Genomic DNA, 26,517 nt, shown 5'->3' with positions numbered 1-26,517 from the left:
GTCAGGCCGGCCTCCACGGCCAGGCCGGCCTCGAATCGAGCCCGCCTCCATGGCCCATAGCCCTCTCGACGCCCACGTCCAGTTCGACACCCACCCCGCCCACGCCAGTGCCGTCACCGCCACCCTCACCGGCCCCCACCACCGCACCGCCCTGGCACTCCTGGCCACCCACGGCTTCGAGACCCTCGACCCACACGCCATGGTCCTGGCCCGCATTGATCACGAAGAGGCGTACTGGGTCGACCAAGCCGCCCAGGCCCTGAACGCCGAAGGGATCACCACCGAGTTCACCCCCAGCCTGCGCGAGGCGATCGCCGAGGAATGGACCTGGGCGAATTATCCGATGCCCTGGTGCACCCGCGCCGAGATCCGCGAGGTCTCTAACGAAGCCCAGAAGATCTACGACGACATCCGCCACGGACGGCTCCTCATCCACGCCCACGCCGAAGACGGCTGGACCATCGTGGCCGTCGGCACCTACCGCGACAGCGGGAAGAGCGTGTATCTCCACGGCGAGAACCACCTCCGGCAGGTCACCGACACCTTCGACTCCCCCACCCAAGCCATCACAGCCTTCGAACACACTCACGGCGACGCCCTACGCTCCGGCCCCGCCCCCATGAGCGACACCGAACGCCAGACCGCCCAAGCCCGCGTCGCACTCGGCTCAACCGGCACGACGCGGGCCCCATCCACGCCGCCCATCGAGAGCGTGCCCGCCTACGATGCCGACCCCGGCGACCACGACGCTCTGCTGGAGGACTTCCTCACCGAGAACAACGACTGGGAGAAGTACCGCACCTGGGACGACAACACCACCATCGCCAACCACGAATCGCTCACTCTGCGCGCCCTCATCGATCACGACGCCGAATGCCGTGACATGAAGTGGACCATCGCCGCCTACGAATCCCCCGTCAGCGAGCGCCTCTGGCACGCCACGGCCACTGCCACCACCCCGGTGGAGATCGTGCGCACCCTGCTCAACTCCCTGGCCTCCGACTACGTATGGGGCGCCGGACCGGCGACCGGCGACTCCGAGACAGAGATCGCCGAGGCGACCCGGCCGCTCGCGGACGCGGGCTGGAAGCAGACAGTCGAAGGCCGCTGGATCCGGTGGGAGGCACCGGGCGAGGACGCCGCCGGCGTCCAGTTCGACGCCTTCGCCGCCCAGAAGCCCAACAGCCCGCTGCCGACCTGGACCGTCTGGGGCGGCAACTCCGTCCACCAGCCCACCTGGGCACTCCACTTTTCCCCGTACACCCCGGCGGCCGTCCTGCAAGACCTCACCTTCGAACTCGCCGAGGGGCAAGGACGCCGCCAGGTCCCCGCTGCTACCACTCCGCGACTAGCGATGCTGACTCCGCAGGCCCCGGCGCCCGCCCCTCCCGGGCAGGCGCCGGCAGCCTTTTCCACCCAGACCCGCTGAACCTCCGCCGCACCAGCTGGACGCGTGCTTGATCGTCTGGGCCCAGAAGGCGCTGGGCCCAGGCTCAGTTGCGGCGTATCGAGTCGGGATGCTGCGGGGAGACGATGTCTGTCGTCACCTGGAGATGCGAGCGACAGCGTCGTGGCTGTGGATGCTCTCAAGGTTTCGAACGCGTACAGCATGCTCGAGGCCCCGTTCGCGGCAGGCGAGGCTGATGTCGCGCGCCATGTCCTCAACGAACACAGGGTGGTCGTACGCCTGCATCGTTAGAACGCGTTCGTCGGGCCGCTTGACCAACGGCACGACAGGGGCGGACGCACTCTGCTCCAGGAGCCTTACGGCCTCCTGCACCGCAAAGGGATAGGGCGTGTCCCCGTGCCCCGTCACGGACAGCGTGATGCGGCTGCGCTGGTTGTGGGCGCCGTAGTCCGAGATAGCTTTCGAGCACGGGCACAAGCTCGTTACCTCGGTCGTGACCGAGGTAATCACCGTCGTGTCGCCGTTGTCCCAGCGGCCTTCGAAACGAGCGTCGTGGACCTGCCACGACTCAGCGCCGCTCGCAGGCGCGACCACGCTAGTGCTCAATGGGACATCGATCGTCACTGCGAGCGCGGGCGCGTCGAGGAGGTCGGCGCCGACCTTCAGGACGTACGGCAGCTTGCGCGGATCGAACCGACGAAGGTGATCGTGTGCGAGAGCGACCATGCGGCTCATGTGGGTGCCCCGCCGGTCGTGCTGCAGCCGGACGGTCACTTCGATCTCGGCGACGCCGTCCTGGCGGAGGTGGCCGTCCTCGAAGTACAGCGGGTAGCGCAAGCCGCTGATGCCGACGTCGTCGATTTCGATGCCGCGGGAGTCGGTCTCGTTCTGGATGTCGTGCACGCTTACTCGCCCCGATAGGTGCAGCCGGATGTGCACGTCTCGCGGACAGTGAGGGCGGAGAGGCCGGGCAGTGTCGGCCTCAGCCGATCCCAGATCCAGCGGGCGAGGACCTCGCTGGTCGGGTTCTCCAAACCCTCGATCTCGTTGAGGTAGTAGTGGTCGAGTCGCGCTTCGATGGGCTTGAAGGCGCGTTTGACGTCACCGAAGTCCATGACCCAGCCCGATTCGGCTCCGACGGGCCCCTCGACGTGGACGATGACCTTGTACGAGTGCCCGTGCAGGCGCGCGCACTTGTGGCCCTCGGGCACATTGGGCAGGCGGTGCGCGGATTCGAAGGTGAACTCGCGGAAGATTTCCATTACTGAATTCCCAGATACTTGTGCGTCTGGAGAGAGAGGATCCAGCGCGGGTTCTTCATGCAGTAGTCGACCGTCGCCCTGGTGTTGGCGTCAACGTCCGGGCCGTCCATGGGCTGGAGCCGGAAGTACCGGAAGTCCAGGTGCTCGAACTGACTGGGGTCGCCGCCCAACTGGGGGTAAACGAGCTTCAGTTCGTCTCCACGCGTAACTACCAGTTCGGAGCCGATTTTGGGGCTGACGCAGAGCCAGTCGATGCCCTTTGGCGGTACGCGGGTGCCGTTCGTCTCGACGGCGACCTCGAAGCCTCGGGCATGAAGGGCATCGATCGCTGCATCGTCAAGCTGCAAGAGTGGCTCGCCTCCGGTGCACACGACGAAGCGGTGCTCCCTGGATGCCGAGGGCCACGCTCGTTCCACCGCCTGCGCGAGATCGTCCGGGGACGCGAAACGGCCGCCGCCTTCTCCGTCAGTACCGACGAAATCCGTGTCGCAGAACTGGCAGATCGCACGGTGGCGATCCTTCTCCAGGCCGGTCCAGAGATTGCACCGGGAGAAGCGGCAGAAGACGGCTGGACGACCTGCGTGACTCCCTTCGCCTTGCAGGGTGTAGAAGATCTCTTTGACCAGATAGGTCATTCTCACGCGCCCTGGTACTGCACAGGGTCGGTAACGCCAGCCTCGGCGAACCCCTTCAGACGGAGCAGGCAGGTCTCGCAGTGCCCGCAGGCCCGACCCTGCTCGTCTGGGTCGTAGCAAGAAGACGTCAGGGAATAATCCACACCGAGGCGCAGTCCCTCGCGGACGATGTCGGCCTTCGACATGGCGATGAGCGGCGAGTGGAGTTTGAGTTCCTGCGTCCCCTCAACGCCTGCGCGGGTCGCCAGGTTCGCCATTTTCGCGTACGCGTCCATGTACTCGGGACGGCAGTCCGGGTAGCCGCTGTAGTCGACGGCGGTCACGCCGGTGAAGATGTCGCTCGCGCCGACGGTCTCCGCGTAGGCCAGCGCGAAGGACAGGAAGATCGTGTTGCGTGCCGGTACATACGTGATGGGCACGCTGCTTCCCGTGTCCTTGCTGCTGGCGTCGTCCAGAGACTCGTGCTTGGGAACCTCGATCTCCGACGTGAGAGCCGAGCCGCCGAAAACTCGCAGATCGATGTCCGCGATGACGTGGCGAGCAACCCCCTGCGCCCCCGCCACACGCTTCGCAGCCTCCAGTTCCACACTGTGCCGCTGGCCGTAACGGAAGCTCAGCGCGTACGGCGTGTAGCCCTGGTCCTTGGCGATCGCCAGAACGGTCGTCGAGTCCAGGCCGCCACTCAGTAGAACGATCGCGGGACGCTCCGCCATGCCCTGCTCCCTAGTTAGCTCTATGTGTACCGCTGCAGCTTACGCGAAAACTGACAGGTAGAGTGACGCCAACATACTTCCAGTTATCGGCGTCGGGAGCAGAGCCGCGTGAGGCAACTTTCACTGGTCGTCACGTGCACGGACCGCAAGGCAGCTGCACCCGAGGCCGCACTGCAAGCAAGGTCGCTCCCGGTCGGAACAGTGAAGGAACGCTCGGCACTCTGGAAGGAGCGTGTCGAGAACGCGACTCGCACGCACTCCCTCACCGAGCTCTACCGGGGCGATCACTGGACGCAGTCGCGTCGACTAACTGCAGCAGCCGCAAAGGCGGGATTCGATGCGCAACTGTGGGTGGCATCCGCCGGCCTCGGCCTGCAGCCAGTGTCTGCAATGGCGCCTTCCTACGCTGCGACCTTCAGCACCCGACACGCCGACTCGGTCGCTTCCTCGGCGGCAGACGGTGTCCAGTGGTGGCGGCATCTTCAAGAAGGAGTTGGCCGCGCGACCTTGCCGGGACTCGGCCAGGAAGGGCCAGTGCTGCTGGTGCTGTCCGAGGTCTACGCGAAGGCCATGGAAGCAGAGCTTCGAGCCCTCGGCGCGGTGGCAAGCGAGGCTCTGATGGTCGGCGGCGTCGAAGAGATCCCCGGCATCCAACGAGTCGCCTCCGATGCAGGGTTGCGCCATGCGCTCGGCGGAACCCTGACGAGCCTGAACGTACGCATGGCGGCGTCCTGGCTCCAGTACTGCGATGACAAACGACTGACCTCTCCCGCGGCCAACGACTCCTGGCGCAAGTGGGCGGCGAGTACGTCTCAGCCGGAGCAGCACAACCGCGAGCCCATGTCGGATGAAGAGGTCGTCGCCTTCATTAAAGAGCAGATCACCTCCTCGCCCGGCATCTCACGAACGCGACTCTTGCGTGCACTGCGAGACAGCGGCCGAGCATGCGAGCAGAGCAGGTTTGCCGGGTTGTTCATTCGCACCAGGGGGGAATAGTGACAGAGAATCTGATCAGACGCAGGGCCCTGCGCATCGAACAGAACCCCAAGATCCCCCTGTACCTGTTCGCACTGGAAGCAGGGGAAGTTGACCTCGTAGCCGACGTCGCGCGGATCTCGCGTGATGAGGCCGGCAAGCTCTTTGGGTATCAGCGCCCCGAGAAGAAGCAACACGTCAAGCAGATCTTGGAATACCTAGACGGCGACGACGTGCTCTTTCCGAACGGCCTAATTCTCGCGTTGCCCCCGGCGGTACGCTTCAAGGGGAGCCGAGGCCCCAACCCTAGCGACGGGCTCGCAACCATTGGCACCCTGGAGATTCCCCTCCCGGAATCACGGGAAGCGCCACGCCCAGCTCTCATTGTCGACGGTCAGCAGCGGAGCCTGGCGCTTGCTCGTACGCGGAACTCCAAGATGCCAATCACCATCGCGGGATTTGTAGCTGAAGACCTGGACATTCAACGCGACCAGTTCCTGCGCGTTAATACAGTGTCGCCCCTTCCCGGGAACTTGGTCTCAGAACTCCTGCCAGAGGTGAACACCCAACTGCCCACGAGGCTCTCGGCCCGTAAGCTCCCAGCAACTCTGGTAAATGCGCTGAACCAGGATAGCGACTCACCTTTTAAAGGTCTGATCAAGCAGGCGTCAACCACCGCCAGCAAGAAGTCAGAAACTTTCGTTAAGGACAACAGCCTCCTTCAGGCAATCACGGAATCCTTGTCGGCTTCCGGAGTCCTCTTCCCTTACAAGAACTTGTCCAGCGGAACAACTGACACGGCAACTATCCGCAACATTCTCGTTGTTTACTGGACTGCAGTGAGGGACACATTCCCTGACGCATGGGGAATCTCACCGACCAAGAGCCGGCTGATGCATGGCGTCGGCATTCGCTCCATGGGGCGACTCATGGATCGCGTCATGGAGCGAGTGTTGTTTGAAGTAGACGTCAACTCGAACGACGTCTACGACAAGGTCATGGCGGAACTCGCGCTTATTGGACCCCACTGCCACTGGACCAAGGGACGCTGGTCTGAGATCAACTTCTCCTGGAATGAGCTGGAGAACGTCACGAAGCACATCAACATCCTGTCAAACTATCTGATCCGTGTTTACCGTGAGTCAAGGATGAGCGCATCGTGAAATTCTACTTTCCAGACAGCCAGGACCAGGTCAGTCCGACGTACGACTTCCTCAATGACGAATATTCTCCGTACCGGGTTCGACAGAGAGACGATCTCTACGCTCATCAAGCGGTGAAGCCTGCCCCATACGACGGCATACTAGTCAGCAAGGCCATTGTCGACGGCTCGGTAAAGGGTGCAGGAAAATATAGTGCACCTCAGCGCGAGCGGCTATACCGGCTTGGCGTGCGTGAATTCTTCAGACTCCCCAAGGCGATGAGAAGTCTCGGAGACTGCGGGGCGTTCAACTATATCGACGAAGAACGTCCTCCCTATTCTGTCGAACAGGTCCTCGATTTCTACCTCGGCTGCCAATTCAATTCAGGGATCAGCATTGACCATGTGATCTTCGGCTACGATCCGAAAGTCTCCGACGCGGATGTCAATCCTGCGTGGGCACAGCGCCGCGAGATTTCGCTAGAATTGGCGGAGGAGTTCATCGCCGGCGTCAGGGCTCGCAACGCGAAGACCCTGAACGAGGATGACAAACTCGAGCCTGTTGGCGCTGCTCAGGGATGGAGCCCAGATAGCTACGCGGACAGCGTCGCTCGGCTCCAAAAAATGGGCTACAAGCGGATTGCCCTGGGCGGCATGGTCCCGTTGAAGACGCCCGAAATCGTGTCCTGCCTTGAGAAGATCGCTAAAGTCCGTGCGGATGAGGTGTACTTCCATTTGCTCGGGATCACCCGCGTTGACAGCATGGAAGAGTTTTCCAAGTACTACGTCGCAAGTTTCGACAGCACCTCAGCGTTCCGCCAGGCCTTCATGGACGAGCGCAACAATTACCACACTGCTAACGGTTCCTACACAGCGATCAGAGTTCCGCAGGTCGATGGAAACCTGACCCTCAAGCGACTGATCCTCGCCGGCGTCGTCTCTCAATCGGTGGCCATCAAAGCAGAGCGGGAATGCCTCCAACTGCTGCGCAGGTACGACGAACGCAATGCGGAAGCCGAAGAGGTCATGGAGGCACTGCGCGGCTATCAGGCGCTCCTCGGCGATGAAAAGAAGCTGAAGCACGTCGAGCGGTACAAGGCCACCCTTGCTGATCGCCCCTGGGACGACTGCCCATGCGATCTCTGCAAGGAACACAAGATCGAAATGGTCATCTTCCGCGGAACAGAGCGAAACAAGCGCCGCGGATTCCATAACATGACTGTCCTGGAAGCCAAGATGCGCAAGCTGTCGTTCACATAATCACCCAGACCGCGCATAAGACTCTAAGTACCCTAAACAGGAGATAATGTGGCCGACCGCTACGAGCTCAAGCTGCCTGCCCTCAAGGTGAGCCAAGGCAGCAAGGAGATCTACTGCTTCGCAGTCGACGGCAAGAAACTGCACGACTTCGCCGCCGTCTCGCGCATCCGCCGAGACGACGAGAAGCAGCTGCAGGGGTACCAGCGGCCCGAGGTCCTCAGCCACATCCGGTCGATCCGCCGTTACCTTGAGTCAGACGGCGCGATGCTTCCCAACGCACTGGTCCTCGCCTTCGACGAGCGAGTGAAATTTGTTCCCGCAGCCCGCGGCGGATCCGTCGACTACTCCGTTCCTGGTGAACTGGTCATCCCCGTCGACGAGTCACTGGCTGACGAAGACAAGCCAGCATGGCTGGTTGACGGACAGCAGCGCAGCGCCGCCATCAGGGACGCTGACCTTGCCGAGTTCCCCGTCGCTGCCGTGGGCTTCATTGCTTCCGGACAGGCGGAGCAGCGGTCGCAGTTCATCTTGGTCAACTCGACCAAGCCGCTCCCCAAGGGGCTCGTGTATGAGTTGTTGCCCGCGACGACCGGGCAGTTGCCGCGTTCGCATGAGCGTCGCCGGCTCGCTGCGCAAATCATGTCTCTCCTGAATACCCAAGAGGGCCCCTTCTGCGGGAGGATCAGCAGCCCTACGTCTCCCAAGGGCAACATCAAGGACAACAGCGTGCTGAAGATGCTGGAACACAGCATCTACGAGGGCGCGCTGTTCCAGTACCGCAACGCCACCGACGGCACCGGCGACGAGGAGCGGATGGTCGCGCACCTCCAGGCCTTCTGGAAGCCAGTCTCGAAAATCTTCGAGGACGCGTGGAGCAAGCCCCCGAAGGAGTCGAGGCTGACGCACGGTGTGGGTATCCAGGCCATGGGCTTCGTCATGGACCGGCTCACCACTGATATCCCGGTCGACAAGGTCAACTGGGACGAGGTCCGCTCCATTCTGCGAGGCCTCGAAGAGCATGTGGCGTGGACGGCTGGCACATGGACGTTCCCGGACGGCCAGGAGCGCCGCTGGAACAGTCTGCAGAACACGTCCAGCGACGTACGACTGCTCAGCACTTACCTGCAGGCCCGAGTCCGCGGGTAGTACCTGACAGTGCGCCCTAGCAAGGTGGCCGCCCAGATCCCTGGGGCGGCCACCTTGCTGTCAGGACTCCGCTGCTGCTGCGCGAAGCTCGTCGACCGCCGCACGCAGAAGAGAGGCCGAGCCGCTGCCGTTCGCGTACCCAATGTGCTGGGTTACCGCGTGCTGATCGATGAAGCCAGTCGCCGCATGCTTCGCGCAGCGCGTGGCCAGAACAATCGCGTCAGCCGTGCGGGCCTTCTGGCGCAGTTGCGGCGTGCCGACACGGTCGGAGGCCGTCGTTACCTTCACGGCCGGCGCGAGTCGCTCAACCTCTTCCCGACAGCGGGCGAGTACTGCTTCATCCAGGGAGTACAGCAGCAGTGTCAGGGGCGGGATTTCAGACGACGAATCGCCCTCACTGCCTTCCCCGGAGGGAGGCTCCCACTCGAAGTCGATGCCGAGTTCTTGCGAAAGGCGCTGGGCAAAAGACAAGTCCGCCTCGTTGAGGCGCTGTTGATGCAGCCAGAGCGGTTCCAGGAGTGCGTACGCCAGGTTACTGCGAGCCTCGCTACTGGGGCACCCGGCAAGGAACAGGCGATCGACGAAGTCGAGCGCGACCGCAGCCCGTTCAGCAGCGACCCACCGGCTCCGCTCCGATCCGATCTCCTCAAGGAGTTCCCTGTACTCCGTCTCCGCCGGGGCTGCCCGGAGGGCAATCTCCGTCAGCGCCTGCAGGACAGCAAGATCGCCTGGACCGAATCGGTCGAAGGTCAGCGCGTTCCGGATGAACGCGTGAGCCGTCTGACCCGCTGGCGCGTCGTATCCCACGGCATCGATGAAGGCTCCGACTGCGCTCCATACCCTGTCCGCCTCGTGATCCTGCAAGCCATCCAGGAACTCGGCAAGCGCCGCATCGTCGGTGGCCGGGCTCTGCCAGACCATCCATGTACGGTCCTCCAACGCCGCCTTGCCGTCAGCGTGGCCTGCGGCAATCGAACTCAGCAGACTGCTCCAGGACGTAACTGGCTCATGGCGCCCCGCCGATGCCTCTGCTGTACGTTCAGCCAGGATTTCTTGTGGCTCGGGAACCGGAGCGGTTGTGACTTCTGTCGGCTGGACCGTCGGCAGCAACTCCGTGACGTGGTCCCATACGAGAGACGGGATCTCATCCACCCGACCGCTTGCCTCGACTGATGTCGCGAGGCGTTGCAGGGTAGTGAAGTCCTGACGGATTCCAACCGCCAGCAGCAGTACGGTCATTGCCTGCGGCCCGTACGCACTGGCGTCGCTGGGGATCAGATCAGGGACAACCCTCCCTGATTCGACCAGCTTGCTCTTTGCAGCGGTGAGGTCGTTTTCCGTGAGCGGCCGCTCCAGCGCCACTGAATAGACGGCATTGAGGATCGCTTCCCGTACTGGCGCCGGAGGGTTCTGGCGAACGATGTCCAGCAGTCCGGGGAAGGCCAGGACATCCGCGCTCCGCCCCAACCGGTCCAGCCTCTTGATATGCAGGTTAGCCAGGTTGGTTGCCGTGATGCCGCCACCTGCGGCCAACTGCTCAAGCGCATCGAGCGAAGCGGAGTCTCCGCCGGCCGACAGGGAGGCATCGAACTCGGCCAGGAGCCGTCCCATTGGCTTGGCGAGTCGCCACAATCTGGGGGGCCGGCTTGCGACGGTCCGCTGCATGAGTTGCAGCGCCTCAGCGAGGTTCGTGCGGTGCTGGCGTGTCTTGCCGGTGTCGAGTCGAAACGTGACGCGAGGACCGAAGAAGTCCAGGATCGCCTTCTCGACCGGATCATCAGGGGCGAGTGGAGCCGGGCGGAGTCCCCGTAGCGGGTCGAACGCGATATACGTCGGGCCCGCGAAGGAACGGATCAAGTCGGCCGTCTTCGCTGTGTCCGCAGTATCTCTCGCGATGACGTACATCACGAACCAGTCCCGGTCGGGGTAGGTACGAGGCAGCACGATAGGAGCGTCGTCCCCACGGCGGAAGGCTTCCACGAACGGAAGGGTGCGGCCAGCGTGCTGGTAGGCAGGATCGAGGTTCGGCCAGACACGGTTTCCTGTTCCGAAGAATCGTTGCAAGAACTCCTCGGTCTGCTCCCGCGTGCGCTGTTGGCTCTGATTCACGCGCCAACCCCCCACCGCTGCCTGAGGTCCAGCCGCGCCTGGCCCGCGTCCGGGCCGCCGACCTTGTACGTGACTGATTCGTCGTTCACCGCCATGCCCCGGATCGTGTAATTCATCGACCCGGTCAGAATCCAGTCCTCCCCGCAGAGCGTCTTCTCATGGACATCTGGACTCTGCACGATGCGGATGTAGTCCCGTTCCGGGGCCGATTCCAGATGCTGCAGAAAGGCCGCATTATGCGGGGCAGGGCGCGTGACCACGTGTACACGTGCCTCAGGGCTCGCGATACGGGTCAGGGCCTCCGAAAGCCGCCAGCCCAGTGGCGGAACATCTCCGAAGAACGAGTCGTAGGCGCCGTGGCTGTTGTCCAGTACTTGGACGTCGGTAATCCACGGTGAGACCAACCAGAGTTCACTGCTCGGGTTCACCGCCTCAGCGATCAAGGCAGCCGACAGCATCGAATCGACACGAAGACCAGTGCGCGCTCCGATGCGGACGGTGCGTTCCAGGACGCTCACTGTGCTGCCTCCCGTAGTTCCACTCGCACTTGCAGTTGATCTCTGTGGCGCCCGAACCCGCGAACTTCGCCGAACACCTTCAGGAAGTCCCGGTCGATGGGCAGCGCCGGCACGCGTACGAGGGCCTGCGCCATTGCCGTGCTTTCCCTGGCTGGACATACAAGCTGTACAGCAGCACCTTCCGACATTGCCGTCTGGTAGGCCAGCGTCCAGTCGGTGCCTGTGACGTCGATCTGCGCGATGTTGTCGTCGTGTGCAGCCTGTACGAGGAGCCGGTCCAGCACAGGGGGCCCGACATAGGGCTGGTAGTGCTGGAGATCTTGGGTTCTGGCCTGTCGCCCGCGCGGCCAGAGCAGACTGAACGCCTGGTCCGCGGTCACTTCCCGCGAGCTGCTCACCGTGAGGCGTCCGGCGCCGGCGGCGTAAGCCAGGACGCGTGCGTCCATTTCGATGCCGAGGCGCTGTTCCAACTCGCTCCATGCATCGACAAGTCCCAGCGCTACCGCGTCTGTGTCGGGGCTGGAACCGGGGCGGAGGAGTCGAGTCGACATGGCAGACACTGCAGTACGCCGAGGAGGGCCATCCAGACGCTCCCAGGCCGCCCGAAGCCCTCGGAGGGCGGTGCCCGCCGCCGTGGAGTCCTCTGCGCTGCGCAGAGCATTCATCATCTGCGCGGCCTCACCGCCGGGCTCCTGAATGAGGTGTCGAAGGAGACGGGTCAGCGTCGCATCGACATACTCGTAGTCGCTGGGGGCAAGTGCACTGGCTACGAGTCCCCAGAACCGGCGCGGGTCTTCGCTGTAGTACTGCACAAGACGCTCGATGACCCCCAATCCTCCGATGGACGTCTCGCTCAACCACACGGTGGCCGGGTCGCCCAGGCCGTCTCCGGGCAGCACGTCGACGATTAGGTCGCCGTCCTGCGCATCGCGACAGGCCCGCTGAGCCGCCGTGGATATCGCAGCGGCCAGGGTGTCGCGATATGCGCGTTGCGCCAGCTCTTCGGTGTGCGCGGCGACGTCGGGCGCGACCAGGAGTTCCGCTGCTCCGTCGAGTGCTGAGATAACGCGGCTGTCGTGGGACAACTCCAGGAGTGCGGCCACCAGGCGGTCCCCGTCTACAGGCTGCTCGGACTCACTGTTGTCCCGGTAGAGAACCTTGAAGATTTCAGCGAGGTTTTGGCTCCACGATCCGTCGGCGAGTGAGGCCCTCACCTGCTCACCGGTGCGCGTGCCGTCCAGGCCGGCCAGGGCGAATGCAGTCAGATACACCTGAGTCAGCCACTCGCGCTGGAACTTGTTGGTGATCTCGGCAAGCGTCGGATCCTCGGCGACGGCGTGGGAGAACGCGAGAGAGCGCCATTGTGGAGAATCCAGATAGTCCCGTACGGCGGGCTCGGTGAGATCCAGCGGCATGAGCCTGACGCGGAAGGCGTCAACCTCAAGCCGGAAGCCGAGGGCAGCCGGTTGACCCTGCACTTCGTATCGGACAGTTCGCTTCTCACTGTCCCCGCGCTTACGAGCGATCTCGCAGTCTGCCCCCATCGTCATGCGCCGAACCTCGATGGGGTTGCCAGCGGCGTGGGTTGCAAAGTTGACCGAGGCGATGCGCCGCGACCACAACGAAGGCTCTGGAACGTCCGCCGAGCTCAGGGACGCATCCTCTGGAACAACGATCTGCGTGCCCCAGCGAGGGATGCCCTGCGACCGGGTGTCGATCTCCTGAGGGGGTTGATCGAGGATGAGCTGCTGCGGGCGGAACACCTGAAATCCTGAAGGGCCGTGCCCGTGGGGAAACCACATTCCTTCAGGATCGCCACTCCGGACGATGTCAGTGAGCGGCAGCACATCCGTGTCGTCGGGAGGCATCGGAAGCCAGGTGCGGTGCTCGTCACGGCGGTGTCCGTAGCGGCGGCTGACTCGCCCCGGTACCGCTTCGCGCAGAGCCCGAGCGATGGGAAGTTGCTCGATGCTGTCCCCCTCAGAGAAGGGCAGCAGTAGGTCCACCTCTGGCAGGTTCAATGGTGCGAACAACGACTGGGTGACGAACTCGGGAAGCATCGCGCCGTCCCGGGCCCCCGAGTCGTCGCGCAGCGGCCGCCACTGGCTGCGCAGCCGGCGGAGGGCTGTCGGCACTACGGCCAGGAGGAGCGAGCGGGGCTGCTCCCAGAGCAATGCTTGAGCCTCGTCGGCGCTGATACGGAGAGCCCGCACCAGATGGTTGGCGAGTTCATCCTGGAGACCGGAATTGTCCAGGAGCGCCTGGAGCAACTCGGCGAGCATCTCGCTTGCCGCCTGATCCTCCTGGCGCACGACGCCGCCGCGGGGCGCCTTGAGCAGCTTGCGCGGGTCCGCCCACTGACGTCTGCTGCGGAGCTTGCGGCCAGTCCAGTCCAGGAGGGCCTGAGTGCCTTGAATTTTCAGCACAAACCGGTTGCCGATGGGCAACGTTCGGGCCGGTACCTCCGGGGCGAACAGCGTCTCGTACGCCTGGTAGGCAAGACGGTCTCGACCATAGTCCGAAAGTGTGACCACGGTGATCGGACGGGTTCCGCGCTGACGCCCGGCGCGACCGCGGCGCTGGATGAAGGCGGCGGCGTCGCGGGGTGCTTTGTGCTGCAGGACCAACCCGACCCGAGGATCGTTGAAGCCGACTTCAAGAGAGGCCGTGGCCACCGTGAGATCCGCGTTGTGGTCGACGCCCACATCCTGTGACGAGGTCCGGCCGATCCGTAGGTGGTGGAGGCGAAGGCCAGGATCGAGATCGTGCCCGATCTTCTCGACCATGTCCCAGGACTGACCATCCCGGTAGCGGGCATCGTGCTCGTCCCGATCTGGGGAGCGAAGGCCAGCGAGCACAGGCTTCCAGCCACTGCGACCGCCGGACCGGTACTGACCTCCCTCCGCATCACGGAGATCGTCGTAGAAACGGTTGGTTACGTCGAGGTCGTCGGTGAACAGAAAACCCGTTGAGCCATAAAGGAAGCGGTCACTTTCTTGGTCCAGCGTGCGTCCGAAGAGCATCGCGGTCTGGATCGATGTGGACAGCAGGCTGGCGCCGGCGACGGGGTCGCCACGTAGTGCGAGCGCGTATTCGCGGCCTTCGGTCTCCATGGCGTCCTCAGCCGGTTCGATCGGCTCGACGTCGCCCGGATGCAGCCCGATCAGTTGGGCGAAGAAGTGTCTGGCGTCTCGCAGCGTGGCGCTCAGACCGACGAATGTGACGGGCCGGCCAACCGCTTCACGCCAACGACGGAGAAGGAGGGCGACCTGTGCCCCGTGTACGCCGGTGTACGTGTGAACCTCGTCAAGGAGGACGAGGGCGGGGCCAGGGTTGCCTCCGCGCCACCCGAGCAGGCGCTCGAGGTAGCTGTCAGCACTGGCGCGGTTGAGGGTTTCGGTGGTGGTGAAGAGTAGATCTGGCTCGTTGGCCTTGAGCGACTCGCGCGTGAGTGCGAGGCGCCCATCCTTGATGGTGTGGCCGCACTTCACACAGGTCAACTGCTCGCGCCCCTGGAGCCGATCGCTGTCGGACCACACCAAGTCACCGGTCCCACATTCGGGATTTGGGCACGGGAGGTACGGGCAAATGGCCCCCTCAGAGGTTCGCGCCCACGCTCCGGCCACCCTGCCACCCGGTTCCAATTTCAGGTCCCGCGCGTTCCAAGGGGTGTTGCCATAGAGCGCGCCGATACGCAGAGCACGACGTCCCTGCGCACGCAGGGCTCCCTCGATGCCGTCGGCCCCACGAATTGCTTCCCGGAGTTGATCTCGTAGGAGCTCCAGGCGGGGATAGAGGGCAAGGGTGTGTACCCGGGACGTTGTACCAGGACGGGCGTGCTCCGCCATCGCCGCGAATGCCGGCAGATAGAACGCGAGGGTCTTACCGCTACCGGTACCCGCGCCGACAATGATTCCCGTTGATCGCGGACCACCGAGCGCCTTGAACACGGTGCGCGTGGCGTCCAACTGGAAGCGAGCCAGCTTGTAGTCCCGCACGTGGGCTGCCGCGACGTGCTGCTGCAGGTCACGCCACTGGTCAAGGCGGGCCAGCTCCGCCAGGGCATCCTCTGCGGGTATGTCACGGCGCGGGTAGCGGCGCGGCGCGACGTGGAGTCGGTAGTCGGCGACCAGACGCTTCTGCTGCCGCCACCAGCCCCGGTCGGGTTGGCTGGCCCATCCGCCTCGCGCAAAGAGTTGTCGTAGCCCGGTAGTCAGCCTCAGGGTCTCGGCCAGCCGGGTGCGGTACCGCGGAGGCGAGACAACGGGGACGGGCACTTCGAACAGCAGGGCGCGATCGAGGCACTCCTCTAGCACCTCGTCGGTCGAGGCCCCGGCCGGTGCGTCCTGTCGGGTGACAAGGAGTTCGTCGATGGTCTCCAAAACCTCAGCTTCAGAGAGGGCGCTCTCCGTCACTCCCCAGGAGAGCAGGGGGAGTTCGCGGTCTTCCAGCCGGTTGAGAAGCGCATTGGCGAACCCTTGGTTGATAAGCTGTGTCACGCGCCCTTCCTTGTCAGTGCGACTTGGCCATCCATTGCGAATTCACGCAAGAGGGCAATTTCCTGGTCCGTGATGTCGAATAGAGTTGGAGCCGGGCGACGGTCGAGTCGTTCAAGAAGCGCGAGGAGTTCCGCTGGCGGCTCCTTCGCATCACGCAGTGATTCTGCGAGTGCTTCGCATTTGGTCACGAATAGGGTGATGTCCCCGGCGGTAACGGCCTTGGCTGACGCGGTACGTTCAAGATCAGTACGTCGCGATCGAGCCAATACTTGCTCCTGCGGAGGCAGCATCGGAATCCGTGCCAGATGAAGCGAAGCCAACTGGCGACCCGACCACTCGGTCCATGCTGCGAGGTTCTCTTCTCGGATGGCGTCGGCTGCCGCCTGGACCTTCCGCCTGGCCGTGTTGAAAGCCTGATCGCCAGGCCACCCGTTCTGAGCCCTCCGCGCGAACGCCTCAAGCCCGTCGCTGGCCGCCAAGAGGCCGGGGCCCGTTGCTGCGCCCTGGTTCTTCAAGGCGAGTGCCACTGTGACTTCCTTCCGGAGATCCGCCAGGCGTGCACTCAGTTCGTTGATACGCGACGAAACCCGGGCTGCCTCCTTCGCGCCCGCCTCGCCCTCAGCCAACTGCCGGGCTCGATCCTGCAGTTGCAGCGCCATCTCATACACAGGTCTCTGTGTCACTCGGCGTCTCCTTCCAGCGTGGCGGAGACTTCGGCTGACCTCGATGCATCAGAGGCCAATCGTGCTACCTCATTCCATTCACTGAGCACGGTCTGCATAGCGAGAGAGACGCTGTCGACTGCACTGCTGCCCGTTCGCGCGTCAGCCCTCCTGAGTGCAGCTTCCAGCCACGATTCGCTCTCGGAGAGCAAGAAATGGATGTCCTGGATGGCTGTTCCACGGTCCTGCGCTGCAGCAGCAATGCGAGCGGCCTGTCGAGCTCGGTCAGTCCGGTTTTCATCCGATGCTCGGGCGAGGTCGTCTTCCAGTTCGGACACCGCGGTCCATTCGACCTGCTTGCCCCGCTCAAGGAGCGACTCGAAGCGGAGTGTTTGGTCCGTTCCGAGTGGCATCAGCCCGCCGACCTCCTGGGCCGTGGTGAGGGCGCCCTCGATCGCGGTGAGCGTGTGTACGCTGTTGGTGCCGCGAGGGTGCCGCTGCCGGATCTCCGCCAACTGGTTCTCAAGCAGGTTCAGTTGCTCGTCCACCAGGACAGACAGTGCGGAGAAGCCGGTGACCGCCTTCTGCACCCACGATGGGACCTGTGTCCTGTCGAGCGTCCATTCCCACTGAGATGTCGTCCGCTTGAGTAGCGGCAACATGCGGGCAGCGTCAATCATCCGCACGGCCCCGGTCACACCCTGCGCGACACCTACGGCTTCCCTGAGCCGCTCAACGAGAACAGGACGCGCATACAGGTGACGCTTCAAGATGTCGTTCCACTGCTTTGTCCTCAACGCAACGTCCGCCCGCTCCCATCCCTGACCTTCGTCCAGGACAGCGGTGAGTAGCGCGGCGGCTTCCATCCCCGGGTACGCCTGGCCGGCGAGCATCGCGCCGAGTAGAGAAGCACGTAGGCCAAGTACCAACTGCTCGTCGGAGATCTCCAGGTGACGTTGAACGCGTGACGTGAGGGCTGGCGCGTACTGGTCGGCGTAGGTTGCGAGACGCCGTATGTCCTGGCTTCTGACCTGTCCCTTGCCCGACTCGGCGCACAGCAGGCTTTCGAAGAAGTAGCTGTCCTTGGCTGTGCGTCCGAAGCGGATGGGCGCGTCAGCAGCGCCGGCCAGGCGCTCGTCCGCCCCAGCTACTGAAACCACTGTTGCGTTATTGGGCCAAGCCCCTCCTACTCCTACCATCACTCGCTTGCCTTGCTCGTGCATCAGCGGTGATTCCCAGCGGTATCGCTGCAGCACGGCCGTCGCGATGATAGTGCGGACGTTAAGTGCGGTGGAATTGTCTAGGACTTCTTCGTCGGTAAGCCAAACATTGACCGTTTCCAGCTTCTTCTTGAGAGATCGAGGAATGTTGTCCGTGCCGGAAGCCGGCTCGGTTTCCCTATCGAGGGATTCGTCGAGATGCCTCTGCGTCGAAGGTGGACGTGCCCCTGTCGGGATCCGCCGCGATTGGCCGTCCAAGGGAGGCAGAGAGAATGCTTCCAGGATCGTGCCATCGATCGCATTGGCGTCCGCGGGAGCGTCTCCCCAAAACAAAAGAAGGGATTTTCGTCGCTCAGGGTCGACGCGATCGTTCTCGTCAATGAAGGCATGCGCCTCTCGGCTCAACACTTTATCGATGTCAGCCCTCGAGAACCGGCGTCGAAATTCAGAGTCTGGGAATTCACCTCGCCGGATGGATTCGGCGTGATCGATCAGCAACGGTCGTACGACACTGCCGAGAACGGTTCGAGGAACGAAAGACCATGGCTTCTTCGGGTCTGCGGTTGAGTGGACGGTTCTGACGAGAGCAGACGAGTTGAAGGGATACAGGCCGTACCCTTCTGGCGTGACACCGAAGGCGTCGTGGCATCGTTCCTGGAGAGGACAACCTTCACACGCGTTGGGTGTTTCGCCGTCGCGAGCGCGCTCCAGCGCGTCCCGGCCTACGCGAGCCGCGTTGAGATAGCGTCCGACGAACGAAGAGATTTCCTGGCTTCCGGTGTCGGTCGCACTGAAGGGGACATCCAGGTTGTAGACGTACCCAGCGGTAGCCCGGATTCGGGTGAGCGCCGTCTCCGGAATCTGTTCCAGGTAGCCCGGCGTGACAGCCATGAGCGTGCGGATGGGGGCGAGCGACGTGCTTCCGTCCCGATTTGCTGCCTCGATCACAGCGTCCAAGAGATCTTGCTGGACTCCCTGAATGAGAGCAAAGTCCTCGATGAGGAGGATGATTTCCTTTCCGCGTCGCTGATACTCCTCGCGGACTTGCATCATCGCGTCCAAGAGACGCCCCGCGCCGAGGTTGGCCGCATTCTTAACCGCAGATTCCAAGTGCTTGTTGAGTAGGTCCACGGCGGTGGCCTGGAGGTCGTCTCGCGTGGCGATCTGGTTAAGCAGGCGAGCGACCATATCTGAAGCGGCGTTGTCGTAGTCGACATCCAGAGGCAAGTCTTCAAAAGTGAAGGTCTCAGGACGCTCGTCCTGCCCACTGCGGCGATCCCTGAGGAGCTGAGCCGCAAGCCGCGGAACAAATTTTCCTTCCGACAACATGTGCTGTCGAATGAACGGGTCGTGCAGCATCGCTGCCAGCCTCCCTGGGCCGGCAAGTACCCGTCCTGGTCCCGGGATATCCTTCGGCACTGTCGCGGATAGAAGCTCACTCAATTCATTGAGGATGCGACGGCCGAGCGACTCTTGATCGATGTCGGCAGTGAACCTGTCGACATCTTCCTTGAGTTGCGCTAGTTCACTGCTGTCCGCCTTGGCGATGAGAGCCTTGACCACGGCCTTGAGGCTGGTCATGGAGCGTTCGAGGTAGATGACCTCGTGGGTGTCCGAATCTGGAACGAACGTTGGGATATTCTCGCGCGCCCATCGGATTAGATGGGACTTACCGGATCCTGAGTCTCCCAGGACCAGCATGAGGAGGGCGCCTGAGTCGGACTTCTTGGTGAGGAAGTCGTTGACTACAGACCGTTCATTGATCAGATCGCCGATCGGCTGCACCTGCTTGTCCTCTGAGACCAAGGCACGCTTGATGCGCAAAGGTGCATGCGTGGCGAGGAAGACGGACCGGTGGGGGCTGATGGCCTCGGTGTTGATCGTTGCAGATGCGGTCGGCGGGTCCCAGCAGAGCATGCCGCGGAAGTCAGCCATTGATGGCCTCCAGGATGGTGATGGCACTGACCGGTCGCGCAGATGACCTGTCCGGGTCGTGAACCTGGAGCACGTGCTGTGCGTCATCGTCGTGCTCAAGGCGCAACCACTTCTCGTCTTCGCCACGCAGCAGCGCGAAGGAGAGAGCCGCGCCGGCCGTAGTGTCACCTGGAGAACGGAGTCCCACAGCCCGTGAGTGTGCGCCGCCCGGCAGCACGGGAAGCCTCTCACGAAGGATTCGCAGCACTTCTACAGCGTTCATCCTCACCTCGGTCTCCTGCAGTTCGGCCGCCGTTTGTCGGACCGCAGTCGTGCAATCGGGTACAAGTCTGTTTGCGCTTCCTTCGACTTGGAAGAGCGGGGGTGCGGCCAACCCCAAAGCGGGGGCCCAGTAGTTGAAGTGGTTCCACCGAGTTTCGTTGGAGAATACGGGACCTGCCTCCGGCCGCAACGCTTCTCGCTGGTCGTTCTGCACCCTGTACCAGTCCATCGGATCTGTCGGATCCAGCGAGAGCAGCCAGGCCAGTGCGCGGGTAAGGTCGCGAGGTCCGGTCTGGTCGGCAGAATCGCCGAGCGAAGTGTTCTTGGCCTGATCGAGAACCGCCTGGCGGAGTACGGAGTTGAACGCGGATACGTCCTGCCCGTCAAGTGTCGTAGCGGCACCAGCCAGAGAGAGTTGCTGATCTTCGCCCTCGATCCGAATCAGGCCCAACTCGTCGAGAGTGCTGATTGCCTTGTCGAAGGGCGGCTTGTCCTTCGTCTTCTCACCGCGAATTGACGGCGGGGACAGCAGAGAACGTGCCTCCTCCAATGATACTGCCTTCTCCAAATAGGCGAGCAACCGCACGACTGCCCATGCTTGAGTGGGCAAGGCTGCGCCGCGGGGATTTAGGAGCGTCATCAGATTTCCTCCAAGGCGCGGAAGACCGGAAGCTTGGCGCGGTGGATATCGATCAGCGGATCGTTGGTCCGATCCGGGTGTCGAGTGTGGCGTGGGTGAAGGAGGTACGTGATGTCCTCTGAACTGAACCGTGCTGCGGTGTCATAGTCCAGTGAGGGCGAGTCGTCCAGGATCCACACCACAGGGCCAGCCCATGACTTCAGCAACTCGGCATCCTCATCGAACACAACAGGGTATGTACGGGCTGCCTTACGGAGTACATCCCGGCACCGTGTCGTAACACCAGGGCCGCCTACGACGGCGATCCCGCGGCGCACCAGTCGCTCCAGGAGGCGGGGTACATGGAGACGTTGCTCCTGCTCGCCCTCCCACCACAAGCTCAAGCAGGCCAGACCGTCACGGTAGCGGGCCAGTGGATCGTTGGGAGGAGGTACCGGGAAGCGCAACCACGGACGAGGCTCCCCGGCGAGCCTGTAGAAGCCGGACTTGTCTGGGCGCCCGGTCGCCCTACAGTTCGGGCAACCACGGCAGGTGACACGGGTAGGCAGGGAAGTTCGGCCTCGTCGCAGGCGGTAGTACTCTCCGAGTACGTCACCGATGCACTGACTTCCACCGAGTGCCTCTTCCAGACCCGTGAGGGATTTCTTCTGGTGATCCAGAAGCTTCTGCCGCTCCGCCTCGAAGCGAGATATGAATCGCTCCGCAGTGTTGACTTGAGGGTCTTTGATGGTGACTTCAGCCCGTGTCCCCACATTTTTCCTGAACTCGTCTACACGCTCTGCCCATACGGATTCGAGCTCTCCCTCTTCGCGTTGGGGCGGTTGAGGTACGTGGAGTTCGATCAGCTTGGCGCGAACCATAAGGTTGAGGACGCGAACGTTCCAGGACCTGTTGGTTTCGGAGTCCTCACTGACGTGGCTGGGGCGGGAATCCAGATCAAGACGATAACGGCTGCCGCCGAGTTGCTGTTCACGCCGGAACATGGCGTCCCAACGCTTCAGCGCCTTTTCAGAGGTGATGACTGGTTCGCTGCCGAGAACCTCGGCAATGTCTCGGTCCCCGGGTGCCGTCACCATGTAGGCGACAGACGGGTTTCCGTCTCGCCCACCACGGCCGATCTCTTGGTAGTACCGGTCGACTGTCTCGGGCAGGCATGCGTGAAGCACAGTTCGCACGTCCGACAGGTCTACGCCCAGACCGAAAGCTGAAGTGCCTACGACAACGTCAAAGCGGGTAGAGAATCTGCTGTCGTCTTCGGTTGATTTTCCTCCCCAGCCCTCAACGGCATCGCGGCGGTCCTGGTCACTTGAGTCACCGGTCACTTGAGTTACGCGGAAAAACCCAGAGGCCCGGAGGCGCTCCCCCCATTCCTTTGCGTCTCTCACTGTGGAGACGTACAAGGCCAGGGGTTTAGGCAGGAGCGACACGGCCTCAAGGACCGAATCCTGTCGACTTTGAAGCGTTTCGGATGCGCTGATGTAGTAGGTAGGCTCGTGGCGGAGTTGTGAAGCCCAGACAACCTGAGCTTCGTCTGGTCCGGCGAAGAGCTCCTCGAGCGTACCGACCTGTTGAGTAGTGAGGGTGGCACTCATGGCCACAGTGACAGGGGCCAGGCCGTCGGGAGCCTTGCTAAGCCAGGTGCGGCGGTGGCTGGACATCGTCTGGAACTCGGGTCGGAAGCCGTTGCCCCACTGCTCGACGAGATGAGCTTCGTCGATAACGAAGTACTTGAGCAGACCGGCTTCCGCGGCTTCTTCGAGTGGCTTGCGCAGTCCCCTGACGAGTGCCTCGGGCGAAGCGAATACCAGGCGCTGCTGGCCGGTGCGGATATCGTCACGGAGCTGCCGCTTGACGTCTTCGGGCAAGCCACCGACGTATGCATAGCGTCCTGTGGGGCTTGGGCATCCCTGCGCTTCCATCAGCGGCCGGGTACGGCGTTCCATGTCGAGGGCAAGAACGACGGTGGGAACAACGACGACGGAGACGCCGGCGCTCCGGCTCGCCAGGATGGCCGGGGCCTGGATGACATCGGTCTTCCCATGGCCCGTGGGCAAGCAAATGATCACGGTACTGCCCGGCTGCGCGAGCGCAACCGCGCGCGCGGCCTGCCGCTGCCCGATCGACAAGTACCGGTCGCGAGCGGGGCCGAGGGCTTCCCTCCAGAATGGATCGCCAGGGTAGGGCTCAAGGTGGCGGCGGTGCTCTGCGTCTCGCCCAAGATGTACCTGTCGAAGATCCACCCGAGCCACCGCTGCAGCGTCGCTCTCAGGCACATGCGGATGCCACGGCTTTGCGGTGATGTACAAGCCGCGTTCGTTCGGCATCGCATCGCAGTGGATCTCGGACCACTGCTCGTGAGAGGGAAGCAGAGGGTGGCTGGGCACGACGAGGCCTGTGTTGTTTCCGCGTGCCTGCGCTTCAAGCAGGACCTGGCGCAGGAGGGCCGCCACATCCCTCCATCCGGATGTTCCGCTCTCCAGGCCGGCGAGGGCGTCGCGGAGCCGCCGTAGTGTGCCCCGGCTGTCGTCGTTCAGCGGCGGGACCGAAGGCCAGGCACGAAGCAGTTCGCGGGCTCCTGTCCAACTGTCGACGTTCAGGTCACCTTGCCGGAGGAAGGCGTTGCGTGCGTCACGAGTCATGCCGGACTCTCCTGTAGCCGCTCTTTACGATGCACGTGGCCGCGACGAGCCTCACGTTCGGCCGCGTCAGCCCTTCGACGAGGGCATCCGCGACGGACACGTCCAACAGGTAGCTCTCGGTGTCTCCCAGGAGGTGTCCGGCCGCCTGACGAGACTGGGCTTGGGCCTTGGCCACGGCGAGACGACGACGAGCCGACTGCTGCGCGCGGGCGCAGTGGGCTGCAAGGTCCGTCACTCGCTCAAGTTCATCAAGGGCGACTCCGTTGGCCGACCTTGCTGCTTTCTCGTAGTAGTTCCAGCCACCAAAGAGATCGATCAGTTCACGGATCAGCTTGGAGTTGTAGTTGTGGTCCTTGCTGTTGTCGTACGGCTTTTCAAGCCACCTGAGCGTCTGTTCGTCGGTGACCGCTTTCGTGCTGCCTGCGGGAACCCACACCTTGAGCGTGAAGGGTGGGAGGATCCGATCTGCCTGCCGCTGCAGCGCGGGGCGTGCCTTCTGCTCGTTGCCGACCAGCGCCAGGGCGCTTGTGATGTCGGCTTCCACCACGAGGTCGAAGCCGAAGTACGGCTCCAGTTCTCCCCGGTGGAGTGGATCAAGTCGCCAGAAGGCAGTGGCCTGACCGCGGTCGTCGGTGTAGATCACCGACGCCAGCATGTCGACCAGAGGATTGCCGATGCGGTACAAGCGCGTGCCTGGGGCGCGGAGCGCAGCGGCCCTCATGAACGCTGCTTCGGCGGCTTCAGAGGGCACCTTGGCTTTCAACGCCTGGTAGAGGTGTGGCGAGACCAGGGGCTGCGAAGCGAGGTTGAACTTGTGGCGCTCGCAGCCGCGTTCGATGCGGGTCCAGTGGCGCAGCTTGATGCCGGAGGCTTCGTCGCCCGCATACATCAGGAGAGCGTCTTGCGTCTTGCGCCACGGTTGCTCGAACTTACCGAGGGTAGCGGCGATATCCGTCTCGTAAGCAGAGGACTCGTGGACGGATTCGAGCCTGTCGAATTTCGCGATGGCGGCCCGAGCAGCTCCGAGTTGGGCCGAGATCTCCTGTGTGGAGTTCGCCAGCCCTTCTGGTCCCTGCACGAGTGCTTTGGACCACACACCAGAGAGGTTCACTGCGATGGGGTCCTGCAAGGTGGACACAGACTCGGTGAAAATTTGATAGCCGTCCTGCAGCAGGGTCAGCCAGGCGCCGTTGAACTCCTCGGTGTCGGCAAGGACAAACTGGTCGGCAGGATCGTGTCCGGTCGCCTCGAAGTCGGGGTATCGGTCGATGCGGCCGAGACGCTGCTCAAGACGATTCGGCGACCAGGGAAGGCGCAAGTGCACTGCCGTGTCCGCGCTCTGCAGGTTCAGACCGTCGTCGGCTGAGTCGTCCACGACGAGAATGCGGGGCGGATTCTCCGTGCTCCTCGTGGCCCGAGTGTTCTTCCTACGTTGCGCCCGCCACGCGTCTACGGCCTGGTTCGATGCCTCAGAGCCGGCACGCCGAGTGTGCTCGGCGATAGAGGTGCCGGGAAGGCGACGGCTCAATTCTGCCGTGAGCTCCGACGCGAGTGAGCCGGGTCCCGCGAAGATCACGGTTCTGGCGGCCTTCGAGATCAGAGGCAGCAGCGCGTGAACGAGTTCGTCCATCTCGTCCTTCAGACCACCCTGGTCAAGCATTGCTTCGAGCCGCTCCACGAGCGCGACCTCGTGCGCGAACTGAGGCGCGCCTACAAGCAGTTCACGCTCCTGATCCGTGAGGCCAGCGCGAGTTGCCGCCTGTGTGTCTCGGCGTACACGCCACCGCATCGCGTCAAGGAAGTCCGTTGAAGGGCCACCGAGTCGCGAGGTGAGGATGCCGAGGAGGAGACCGTACTCGGTCTGCCGGTCATCGAGGCTCTCATCGAGGAGGTGATCCCACGTGTACCGCCGCCAGGTGCGGAGGGTCTCCGAGGCCAAGGAGTGCAGCGATCCCTCGCCGAGGACTTGGGGGCGAACCCGACCGCGGACTACGTAGGGGAGCAGGTCGGATTCTTCGTCGTCGCGAAGAATGCGAGCTCGGCGATGCCGAATTACCCGGCGGTCCAGTCGATATGTCTCGCTGATGTGAGCGCGGAGCGCTTCCACGCGCAGGGCGAGTTCGGGAGCGTCCGCGTCGTCGGCGAGTTCGTCGTATTCGTCGAGGAGATCGAGTACTTGGGGTGCCAAGGCCTCGAAGAGCGGGTCCTCGGGGATGACGTCCCTGATGCGGTCGATCGTGGATGGCAGGAGAGGAGGCAGCTTGTCATCGAGCCCGGAGACGCGGTCCGCGAGTATCTCGCGCAGTGCGTGACGGCGCTCGAACGCGTCCCGGTTCTCCCAGCCGTACAGGGCAGGGTCGAGCAGATGCAGAAGCGCGAGATGGGCTGTCGGGCCTGCCGTGACTGGAGTGGCGGACAGGAGTAGGAGCTTGGGCGCGGTGTGGGCCAGCGCGCACAGTTCGCGGTATCTCGGGTCGTCGTTGTCCACGTCATGAACCAAGTCGTGGGCCTCGTCTACCACGACGAGTTCACTGTCGTGGTATTGGGCCCACTTTTCCGGCGTCTCGTGGGATGTGAACCGTACGCGGGCGTCTACGAAGTCGTCGATGAAGAACTTCTCGCACATTTCGCTTCGCCACTGGCGCCGCAAGACCTCGGGAGTAAGTACGGTCACCCGGGCGCGCGGGTTGTCGATCAAGGTCTGCCGGATGACGTAGCCAGCTTGGATGGTCTTGCCAAGTCCGACCTCATCGGCGAGAAGGTACCGCTGAACAGGGTCGGACAACACGGTCAGTGCGGCATGGATCTGGTGGGGGTAGATCTCCACCGCGGACGACAGTAGGGCGGGAGTGCTCGCGCTGGCTGCGCGTTGACCGACGAGGTTGTGAAGCAGGGGGAGCCGCGTGTTGTGGAAGTAACCGGACTCATTGCCACCGGAGACCAGCACCTGGAGAGGGTCGCGCACGGGCTTGTCCCACCGGACGCGAAGCTCGGCCTCCGGCACTGGAAGATCGGCTTCTGTATTGGGGAAGTGTACGAAGTACATGGGGCGTTGAGCCATTTGGACGCGTCCGGCCAGCCAGGCGCCCGTGTTCGGATTGCGCCAGAAGACGCGAGTCTCCCGCTGGAGTACGGCGTGCCGGCATGCAGTTGCTGGCACCGTGCGTGACTCGACTTCCGGCTCGGCGACAGACTCGAAGAAGTCGATGCGGAGAGTGTCACCGTTGACCGCTCCTACACGGCCGATTCCAGGCGCCCCTTTGAACTCGACAAGGTGCCCGACTGCGAAGCCCGAAGGCATCTTTCTACTCGCCCCCCACCTGCTGGTTTAACGACTGACATGAGCTTAGGGGCAGCCACTGACAACGCGGTTGACGGAGTAATGCGAAAATTCGTATACACATTCGAAAGGGGGGTGCAATTGCGCTGCCGGTGACGCAAGGTCGACGCGACAAGTAACGCAAATCGTCAGTAAATGGTCATTCAGGTCGGCA

At 63.3% G+C, this 26,517-nt stretch carries 17 protein-coding genes; 5 read left to right on the top strand and 12 right to left on the bottom strand.

Features of this window, described 5'->3' with window-relative positions; genetic code table 11:
- Positions 1-49: 49 nt before the first annotated feature.
- On the top strand, positions 50-1,429 hold the full coding sequence (locus tag H4687_RS29790; protein WP_046914120.1) for a DUF317 domain-containing protein: 1,380 nt from the start codon (positions 50-52) through the stop codon (positions 1,427-1,429).
- 114 nt (positions 1,430-1,543) lie between these two features.
- Here H4687_RS29790 and H4687_RS29785 read toward each other — a convergent pair whose 3' ends face one another.
- From H4687_RS29785 to queC, 4 genes are read right to left on the bottom strand one after another with little or no spacing between them, the layout of a single operon-like run.
- Positions 1,544-2,311 carry a GTP cyclohydrolase I FolE2 gene (locus tag H4687_RS29785; protein ID WP_046914119.1) on the bottom strand — a complete coding sequence of 256 codons (768 nt, stop codon included), beginning with the start codon at positions 2,309-2,311 and terminating at the stop codon, positions 1,544-1,546.
- 2 nt (positions 2,312-2,313) lie between these two features.
- Positions 2,314-2,670 (bottom strand): 6-carboxytetrahydropterin synthase QueD, encoded by a 357-nt coding sequence (gene queD / locus H4687_RS29780; RefSeq protein ID WP_046914118.1) that lies wholly within the window; start codon positions 2,668-2,670, stop codon positions 2,314-2,316.
- A complete protein-coding gene (queE, locus tag H4687_RS29775; RefSeq protein ID WP_046914117.1) occupies positions 2,670-3,305 on the bottom strand; it encodes a 7-carboxy-7-deazaguanine synthase in 636 nt (211 codons plus the stop codon). Before queE ends, queD begins: the two co-directional genes overlap by 1 nt.
- A gap of 2 nt (positions 3,306-3,307) precedes the next feature.
- On the bottom strand, positions 3,308-4,018 hold the full coding sequence (gene queC / locus H4687_RS29770; protein ID WP_046914116.1) for a 7-cyano-7-deazaguanine synthase QueC: 711 nt from the start codon (positions 4,016-4,018) through the stop codon (positions 3,308-3,310).
- Between the two features lie 534 nt (positions 4,019-4,552).
- Between queC and H4687_RS46695 the strand changes: the two genes are divergently transcribed.
- From H4687_RS46695 to dbpB (H4687_RS29750), 4 genes are read left to right on the top strand one after another with little or no spacing between them, the layout of a single operon-like run.
- Entirely contained in the window at positions 4,553-5,014 is a 462-nt protein-coding gene (locus H4687_RS46695; RefSeq protein WP_225966871.1) for a hypothetical protein, read from the top strand.
- Complete coding sequence (gene dbpB, locus H4687_RS29760; protein WP_046914114.1) at positions 5,014-6,156, top strand: DGQHR domain-containing protein DpdB; 1,143 nt, start codon at positions 5,014-5,016, stop codon at positions 6,154-6,156. Before H4687_RS46695 ends, dbpB (H4687_RS29760) begins: the two co-directional genes overlap by 1 nt.
- Positions 6,153-7,394, top strand: a complete 1,242-nt coding sequence (gene dpdA / locus H4687_RS29755) for a tRNA-guanine transglycosylase DpdA (protein WP_046914113.1) — start codon at positions 6,153-6,155, stop codon at positions 7,392-7,394. The genes dbpB (H4687_RS29760) and dpdA overlap by 4 nt, the downstream gene beginning before the upstream one ends.
- A gap of 48 nt (positions 7,395-7,442) precedes the next feature.
- Positions 7,443-8,540: a DGQHR domain-containing protein DpdB gene (gene dbpB, locus H4687_RS29750; protein ID WP_046914112.1), complete on the top strand. Its 1,098-nt coding sequence runs from the start codon at positions 7,443-7,445 to the stop codon at positions 8,538-8,540.
- A 60-nt stretch (positions 8,541-8,600) separates the two neighbouring features.
- On the opposite strand, the gene dpdD is transcribed toward dbpB (H4687_RS29750), so the two are convergent.
- Genes dpdD through dpdE form a run of 8 tightly spaced genes read right to left on the bottom strand, consistent with a single transcriptional unit; the run spans position 8,601 to position 26,324 of the window.
- Positions 8,601-10,649 carry a protein DpdD gene (gene dpdD, locus H4687_RS29745; RefSeq protein WP_046914125.1) on the bottom strand — a complete coding sequence of 683 codons (2,049 nt, stop codon included), beginning with the start codon at positions 10,647-10,649 and terminating at the stop codon, positions 8,601-8,603.
- The gene (gene dpdK, locus H4687_RS29740; RefSeq protein WP_233443719.1) at positions 10,646-11,167 is read right to left on the bottom strand and encodes a phospholipase D-like domain-containing protein DpdK; all 522 of its coding nucleotides are present in this window, start codon (positions 11,165-11,167) and stop codon (positions 10,646-10,648) included. Before dpdK ends, dpdD begins: the two co-directional genes overlap by 4 nt.
- A complete protein-coding gene (gene dpdJ / locus H4687_RS29735) occupies positions 11,164-15,666 on the bottom strand; it encodes a protein DpdJ (protein WP_046914111.1) in 4,503 nt (1,500 codons plus the stop codon). The genes dpdK and dpdJ overlap by 4 nt, the downstream gene beginning before the upstream one ends.
- Entirely contained in the window at positions 15,663-16,349 is a 687-nt protein-coding gene (locus H4687_RS29730) for a hypothetical protein (RefSeq protein ID WP_159026107.1), read from the bottom strand. Before H4687_RS29730 ends, dpdJ begins: the two co-directional genes overlap by 4 nt.
- A complete protein-coding gene (gene dpdH, locus H4687_RS29725) occupies positions 16,346-19,483 on the bottom strand; it encodes a protein DpdH (protein ID WP_063778514.1) in 3,138 nt (1,045 codons plus the stop codon). The genes H4687_RS29730 and dpdH overlap by 4 nt, the downstream gene beginning before the upstream one ends.
- Entirely contained in the window at positions 19,476-20,384 is a 909-nt protein-coding gene (dpdG, locus tag H4687_RS29720; RefSeq protein ID WP_046914110.1) for a protein DpdG, read from the bottom strand. The genes dpdH and dpdG overlap by 8 nt, the downstream gene beginning before the upstream one ends.
- A complete protein-coding gene (gene dpdF / locus H4687_RS29715; protein ID WP_046914109.1) occupies positions 20,384-23,023 on the bottom strand; it encodes a protein DpdF in 2,640 nt (879 codons plus the stop codon). The genes dpdG and dpdF overlap by 1 nt, the downstream gene beginning before the upstream one ends.
- Positions 23,013-26,324, bottom strand: a complete 3,312-nt coding sequence (gene dpdE, locus H4687_RS29710; protein ID WP_050399585.1) for a protein DpdE — start codon at positions 26,322-26,324, stop codon at positions 23,013-23,015. Before dpdE ends, dpdF begins: the two co-directional genes overlap by 11 nt.
- Between the last annotated feature and the right edge of the window lie 193 nt (positions 26,325-26,517).

It is taken from the genome of Streptomyces stelliscabiei (assembly GCF_014873495.1).
GTDB classification, from domain to species: domain Bacteria; phylum Actinomycetota; class Actinomycetes; order Streptomycetales; family Streptomycetaceae; genus Streptomyces; species Streptomyces bottropensis.
Note: the sequence above shows the minus strand (reverse complement) of the source record. Positions and strands in the feature narration are given on the sequence as shown.